Source organism: Pseudoalteromonas sp. BSi20429 (assembly GCF_000238895.1).
In the GTDB taxonomy this organism is placed as follows: domain Bacteria; phylum Pseudomonadota; class Gammaproteobacteria; order Enterobacterales; family Alteromonadaceae; genus Pseudoalteromonas; species Pseudoalteromonas arctica.
Genome location: NZ_BADV01000088.1, coordinates 23,392 through 30,779, shown reverse-complemented (window position 1 = coordinate 30,779; position 7,388 = coordinate 23,392). Strand labels below are relative to the sequence as shown.

General features: G+C 36.8%; 2 protein-coding genes. Both read left to right on the top strand.

Translation table 11 applies throughout. The features are described from left to right. The first annotated feature begins 441 nt into the window (after positions 1-441). Positions 442-3,327, top strand: coding sequence for a TonB-dependent siderophore receptor (locus P20429_RS03390; RefSeq protein WP_007586047.1), 2,886 nt, complete (start codon positions 442-444; stop codon positions 3,325-3,327). 1,207 nt (positions 3,328-4,534) lie between these two features. Continuing rightward, a complete protein-coding gene (locus tag P20429_RS03395; RefSeq protein WP_007586045.1) occupies positions 4,535-7,351 on the top strand; it encodes a TonB-dependent receptor domain-containing protein in 2,817 nt (938 codons plus the stop codon). Positions 7,352-7,388: the final 37 nt, after the last annotated feature.

Here is a 7,388-nt window from a genome sequence, read left to right as displayed (position 1 = left end):
GTAAGGTTGTTTTATATTTCACCTTAAATAAAAGAGACACTTTTTTAAACCTGCAGCTTTAGATATTTCTACTAAATATGAATGTTTTTATATATTTTAATGATGCTTTGTTACAAATCTTTACAAACACTCAAGTTATTGTTATTAAAGTATTTTATTTTAAGGTGATATAAGCTTTAAATATACACATATTACTTTTTCAATAAAATCAGCTGCTTACTGTTGATTTTAATGTAATGGTGAAAGATACATTTGTTATTTTTGCTGGTTTAAAGTTAATAATGTGTTGACCTCTTTGTTTCTCTAGTACTATCATCCGTCACACAATAAAGTCCTACTGTACCTTCATATAGGCATTTTTAGTCTTATTAAGTGGCTTTATTGCGCATTAATTTTAAAAATTAAGCATAAATAATAAAATAGTATTCTAGGGAGAATCAAATGTTAAACAATAAAATTTCAAAGGCAGTTCGCTTAGCGATTGCTTTTGGTACAGCATCAACGGCTGTTTTCGCTGCAAATTCAATTGCGGCAGAAGAAGGCGTTGAAAAAGTAGAACGTATAGAGGTTACAGGCTCGCGTATTAAGCGTTTTTCAGAGGTTTCACCTACTCCTGTAACTACAATTACTGGCGAAGAGCTATCTAATGCCGGCATCACAAACATATCAGATTTGTTACAAAAGCTGCCTTCATCTGGCGTAGGCTCTGCACCTACAACAACTACTAACACTATTTTTGGTGCGGGTATAAATACTACAGATCTTCGTCAGCTTGGAGAAGGTCGTACTTTAGTACTTGTAAACGGTCGTCGATACGTAGGTGCTTCTGTAGATAATCCTGCGGTAGATTTAAACGGCATTCCGACTGAAATGATTGAACGTATGGATATTGTTCATGGCGGCGCGTCAGCAGTTTACGGTTCAGATGCAATTGCGGGTGTAGTTAATATTATTTTGAAAAAGTCTCAAGATACTATGGACTTCAACTACAAAAAATCTATTACAGAACAAAGTGGTGGTGAAGAAGAGTCTTTTTCATTCACGTTTGGTGGTGAAAGCGATAAAATAAGTTTTATTACGAGCTTATCTTACTCAGAAACAGAACAGCTTGAAGCTCAAGACCGTGACTTTCTTCGTAACCCAGTTTCTGGGATGTTAAACCCTGATAACGTTTCTGACACGGATGGAATTCCACAGAATATTTTAGCTACAGGTGAGTTTGCCGGTTTGCAAACACTAGGCTATTACGATCGCGCAGGTGATGCTTTCTTACCTGATGGCCATGTTGTATTTGGTGATAATGGTGAATTTAGTCCCGTTATAGTTGGTGGTGTAACAAGACCTGCGCCGAATAATCAACTTAGATATTTTGGTGACGGCTTCTCTAATGGTTACAAATTTATTGAACATCAAGATCTTGCAACACCACTTAATCGTTTTAATGTTTTTACAAACATTGTAAATAATTATGCTGACGATCATTCAATGAATTTTGAAGTTTCTTTTTCAAAAGCAAGTGCTTATGCAGAAAGTAGCCCAATTTTCCTTGCTGAATCGATTCGTTCAGATAATGCATTTTTAGACCCAGCTGCTAAAGCACAACTAGATGAAGCTGGTAGAGATTCAGTTACAATTTATAAGCTAGCTTCGGGTTTCGGTAATCGTACCTATGAAGATGATCGTACAACACTTAATACAACTCTTTCTTTCCAAGGGTTACTACTAGAAGAGTTCGATTACGAAGTATATTTTAGTTACGGTCGCAATAAAAACGACACTACATGGAACGGTGAATTCCTTACTGAGAACTTTAACAAGGCTATTGACGCGGTAGAAATTGACGGAGCAATTCGTTGTGCAGACCGTGATTCAGATGGTTCTTTAGTTGGTGCGTTAGATGGTTGTCAGGCATTGAGCCTGTTCGGTCTTAATGGTGCATCTCAAGAAGCTTTAGATTACGTTACTACCTCAGCATCAATTTCTAAAGTTAAACAGCAGCAAGTTATTGGTGGTGTTATTTCAGGTTATGCTTTTGATATGCCTGCCGGTGGTGTTTCTTTTGCTTTAAGTGCTGAGCATCGTAAAGAAACTGGTTCTAATGAACCTGGTGCAGCAATGCAGAATAATCTAGTGTTTGGTAACTTTGTAAAAGCATGGGATGGTGAATTTACAGTTGATGAAATTGGTGTTGAAATGTCAGTTCCATTATTAGTGGATGCACCATTTGTTGATTCATTAAGCCTTGAGTTAGCCGCTCGTTACATGGATTACTCTTCAGTGGGCGATAATGTAGCTTGGAAGGTAGGCTTTAACTATGCAATGAACGATGAACTTCGTTTCCGTGGTACAAAGTCTAAGTCGGTTCGTGCTCCATCATTATCTCAACTTTATTCTGCTGGTACTCAGTCATTCGCGTCTTATGGCGATCCATGTGACCAAACTAATATATCTACAGCGAGTGATAGCAAAAAAGCAAACTTAATTGCTAACTGTCAAGCTGCAGGTATTCCAAACCCAGGTACTACAGTTGGAGATTGGAGACCATCTGATGATTGGCGTAGTGTTACTCCACCAAGTGTGAATTCAGGTAATGCAAACCTTCAAGAAGAAACGTCTGACGATACATTATTTGGTGTAATTTATACCCCAACTGAAAATATCACGTTAATTGCAGATTATTGGAGTTTTGACGTTGAAGATGCAATTAACTCTTTAGGTGCACAGCGTGTTATTGATGATTGTTACGAAGCGTCTAGTTTAGATAATAGTGCTTGTGACTTAGTTGACCGTGATCCTACGACTCTTGATATTTCTGAGGTTCGTAATGGACCATATAACTTAGCATCTTACTCTCTTAAAGGTGTTGATTTAGAAGGTACATACAAGTATGAAACGAGCTACGGTTCATTTAACTTCCGTTTACTAGCAAGTTACCTTGAGCATAGAGAGTTTAATACAGATGTTTCTAGCGAAGGCTATGAACCAACACCTACAGTTGGTGAAGTAAGATACCCTCGTTGGCAGGGTAACCTAACGGTAGGCTATACTTACGATGATTTATACGTAGGTATGATTGGTAAATACCGTCATTCAACAGTATTAGACAGAGAGTGGACTGCTGAAAATAACAACTATAATGATGTTCCTTCTTATACAGAATGGTCAATAAATGGTCGTTATACTGTTAGCGAAATGCTTGAAGTAAGATTAGGTGTTTCAAACTTATTTGATATTACACCTCCTAGAAATCCTGGCACATACGATGATGGTGAGTTTTTCGACGTATACGGCAGACGTTTCAACTTAGGACTAAACTTACGTTTCTAATATTTTTAGTAAATAAGTTTATAAACGAAAGTGTTTAATATTAAAGCCTACTGAAATTTCAGTAGGCTTTTTTATGTTTTACTTGCCCTAATATGTGTTTATACCAACCGGCTTATATATGGGGTTTATTTAACGATAAGTAAATTTCGCTATAACTAGGCAAAAATTTTTTATATCTAGTTGATATTACGTTTCTTTAGACTGGAAATTGTTGGATTTACTTAGCGGTTCTTCAGAAGTTTAAAAACATAATGGATATCAACGAAAAATTATTTTTCATTACTTAAGCTGAAAATGTGGTGATTGGATATATTCTTGGGTAGTACAGCCCTCAACCTTGATCATATCTGATACGCCAATTACTCTATTGATAGAGTGGTTACGTGCCTCAAAGCTACGTTAACAACGTCTTCGTATCCTTTAAAAGCCTATTCTAAATTTATTATATTCTAATCTGATGAATAGGGTGGTGCTTTAATATCTTTGAGTTTTAAAGCTATCAGCAGCATCACATTACATCACGCATAACAGCAGCTCTTTCATTTTTTCGTTTCAGTATTAAGCTTGCGTCACTCGCATAGCATCTTTATCTATATAGGGAGTTATTAACACTCCTACCTCGCCGACTTTCTGAAATACAGACTAAGCATTTATACATATTTAATAGTAATTACTACTAAAAGTGACTCAGCTATTTTAGTTAGCCTGCTATTTGTGCGCGATTTTGGAAATCAATGAACATATAGCTTTATGGATGTTTTCTTTTTTAGAAAGGCGAAATAGTGCTTTTCAGATAGTTGAATAGCTATAGTTGTCTCAATCATTTTTGTTAATTTTATGTAGGTAATTTATTTTTTTGCATGCTTTTACACCTACATAATTCGCCACAATAAGGAAGTAAGTAACTTGTTTTAGGCGAGATTTAGATATGGTTTCTTCTATAGGCAGCACTTATTTTAAATTATTTTTTTGCAATAATACAACCATATAACAAGACAGCAATACAATAATAAATTATTGCAAAAAGGGCATCGTGTTTGTTTTTTGTTACTTTAAAGCTTTGTAAATAAAGAGTTTTATTTGGTTAGCCAAGTGTTGACCTTTTGCATAAGTTAGGACTACTATTCGAATCAAAATAGGTACTGCAATTAAATGCAGACCGTTTTTGAAGGCAAAACAATTAAAATAGTATTCTAGGGAGAATCCAATGTTAAATAATCAAGTTTCAAAAGCTGTTCGCTTAGCGATTGCTTTTGGTGCAGCATCTACAGCTGTTTTTTCTATGAACACAATCGCTGCAAACGAAGGTGTTGAAAAAGTAGAGCGTATTCAAGTAACGGGTTCACGCATAAAGCGCACTGATATTGAAACAACCGTGCCAATCACATCAATTGGTCGAAGTGATATTATTCAAATGGGCGCATTGAATGTAGCTGATGTTTTGAATCAATCCCCGGTCACTATTGCTGGTTCAAACCAATCAAATAGTGCATTTGGTACTACAGGCGTTGGTCTTAACACTACATCTTTACGTAACTTAGGTTCTTCAAGAACATTAGTATTAGTGAATGGTCGTCGCTTTGTATCAGGCGTTTCTCCATCAAGTGGTTATGCGGTTGACTTAAATGCAATACCAGCATCAATGATTGAACGTATTGATATTCTTAAAAGTGCTTCTTCAGCGATTTATGGTTCAGATGCTGTTGCTGGTGTTGTGAACATTATTACGCGAAGCGATTTTGAAGGTGTTGAAGTTAACGCTCAAACAGGTGTTTCAGATGAGTCTGATCGCGAAAAATATTCTTTAAACCTTACTGCTGGTAATAGCTGGGATTCAGGTAGTGTAACAATTGCTGCTGGATATGATGATGATAAAGGTCTGAAGTCATCCGATCGAGACTTCTCAAGATATGATGAAGCTATATTTTTGAATGATGAGGGTGGTGAATATGTTGGTATTCAGAATTCTTCATATCCGCCTCAAGGCCGTGTTGGCGCATACAATGCAGATGGGACACCTTATGTAGGTGATGAGAATTCATTCAATCGTGCTTCTTACCGACAGTTAGTTACTCCGCTTGAGCGTAAATACGCAGCAGTTAATTTTAAACAAGATATTTCAGATAGTGTTCACTCTTTTACGGAAGTAAACTGGAATTCATCTAAAACATACAACTCGACTATTGAACCAACTCCTTTTACTACGGATGATGTATATCTACCTTCACGTGGTGGCGTTGGTGGGATTAAACTGGGAAGCCCTTTAGTTCCAGACCTTTTACGCCAAAATTTAATGTCTGATAATCCTGATTTAACAATGGATAATAATATTCCAACGTTAGTTCGCCGTATGGTTGAGTTTGGTGCTCGTTCAACAGATTTAGAGCGTGATACTATCCGTATTGCGACAGGTATAGATTGGGAAATTAATGACAACTGGCTTTTAAACTCTTATATTTCATGGGGTAAAACTGACCAGCGCCAAGAAAATGGTGGTCAAATAAATGTTGAACGTGCTGCAAATGCATTAGATGTATACACTAACGCAGAAGGTAACGTCCAATGTTCTAATGATTTAGCAGTACTTCAAGGATGTGTGCCTTTAGATTTGTTCGGTGCAGGAACTTTGTCTGATGAAGCTGTTGCATATGTAAGATCACCTGCAAAATCTCAAGGTCAAGTTGAGCAATTTATATTTTCAACAACCCTTTCAGGTGAATTACCAATTGAGCTAGAAGGTGGTATGGTTGGTCTAGCAGTTGGTGCAGAACATCGTCTTGAAAAAGGTTCATACTCTCCAGGTGATTTAGCGCAAACTGGTGCTTCAAGTACAAATAAATCTGAGCCTACGAATGGTAGCTTCTACACTAACGATGTTTTTGTTGAAACTGTATTACCAGTTCTCGAAAATGTTGAACTAGATTTAGCCGCTCGCTATTCAGATCATGAAATTGTTGGTGGACAAACAACATGGAATGCAGGTGTACAATACTCTCCTACAGATACAGTAAAATTAAGAGCATCAGCAGCGCGAGCTATTAGAACTCCAAATATTGCTGATTTATTCGGTGGTAGAGGTGAAACATTTTCAGGTGTTGCAGATCCATGTGATGCAATTACTGCATCATCTACCGGAAATGTAGCGGCTAACTGTCTTTCTATCGCTGAAGTGGCTAATCGAGTTGCTACTGAAGGCGCATTCAATTTAACAACTATTGAACGTCAAAGCACTGGCGGTTATGTTGGTGGTAATGAAGATGTAAAAGAAGAAACATCTGATTCATTTAGTGTTGGCGCTATTTGGCAAGTGACTGATGAATTTTCATTAACGCTTGACTACTACGATATTGCTGTAGATAACGCTATTGCTACCACTGCTAGAACAACGGTATTAAACCGATGCTACGGTGTTGATCCATCAGACTTTGATGCGACATGTGGTGGGGCAATACGTGATACAAGAGGTGCTTTGACAGAAGTTAGCTCTGGTACTAGCAATGAAAATGATTTAAGCACAAAAGGCTTGGATATTGAATTAAGCTATAAACAAGAATTTGCTTACGGGCAATTATCAGCTGACTTGATTTGGAATCATTTGTATGAGTATGCTGAAACATCAATTGAATCTGGTGAAGAGATAGATTACAGAGGTGAAGTATTAACTCCTACTAATCGTGCAAATTTAAATTTAGGCTATGCAGTTGATGACTTTGCGGTATCATGGCGCATGAAGTACTGGGCAAGTTCAAATGATAGTAATATTGAAGGAAACCAAAATTTCTCAACTGGTGCTCCTTTAGAAAAGTTTAATCGCTTCCCGACTGTTATTTATCATGATCTATCAGGTACTTATAACATCACGTCTGGAACAGACGTTACTTTTTCAGTTCGAAATGTTTTTGATAAGCAACCTCCTGTAGCAAACCAAAGTTCTGTAAGTGGAGCATCAGGTATAAACACTGTTGGTGAAGCTTATGATGTTACTGGTCGTTATTTCCAGTTAAGCTTTACTACTAAGTTCTAATTGTTATTTATATAAAATGATAAAAGCCGCGATTTTA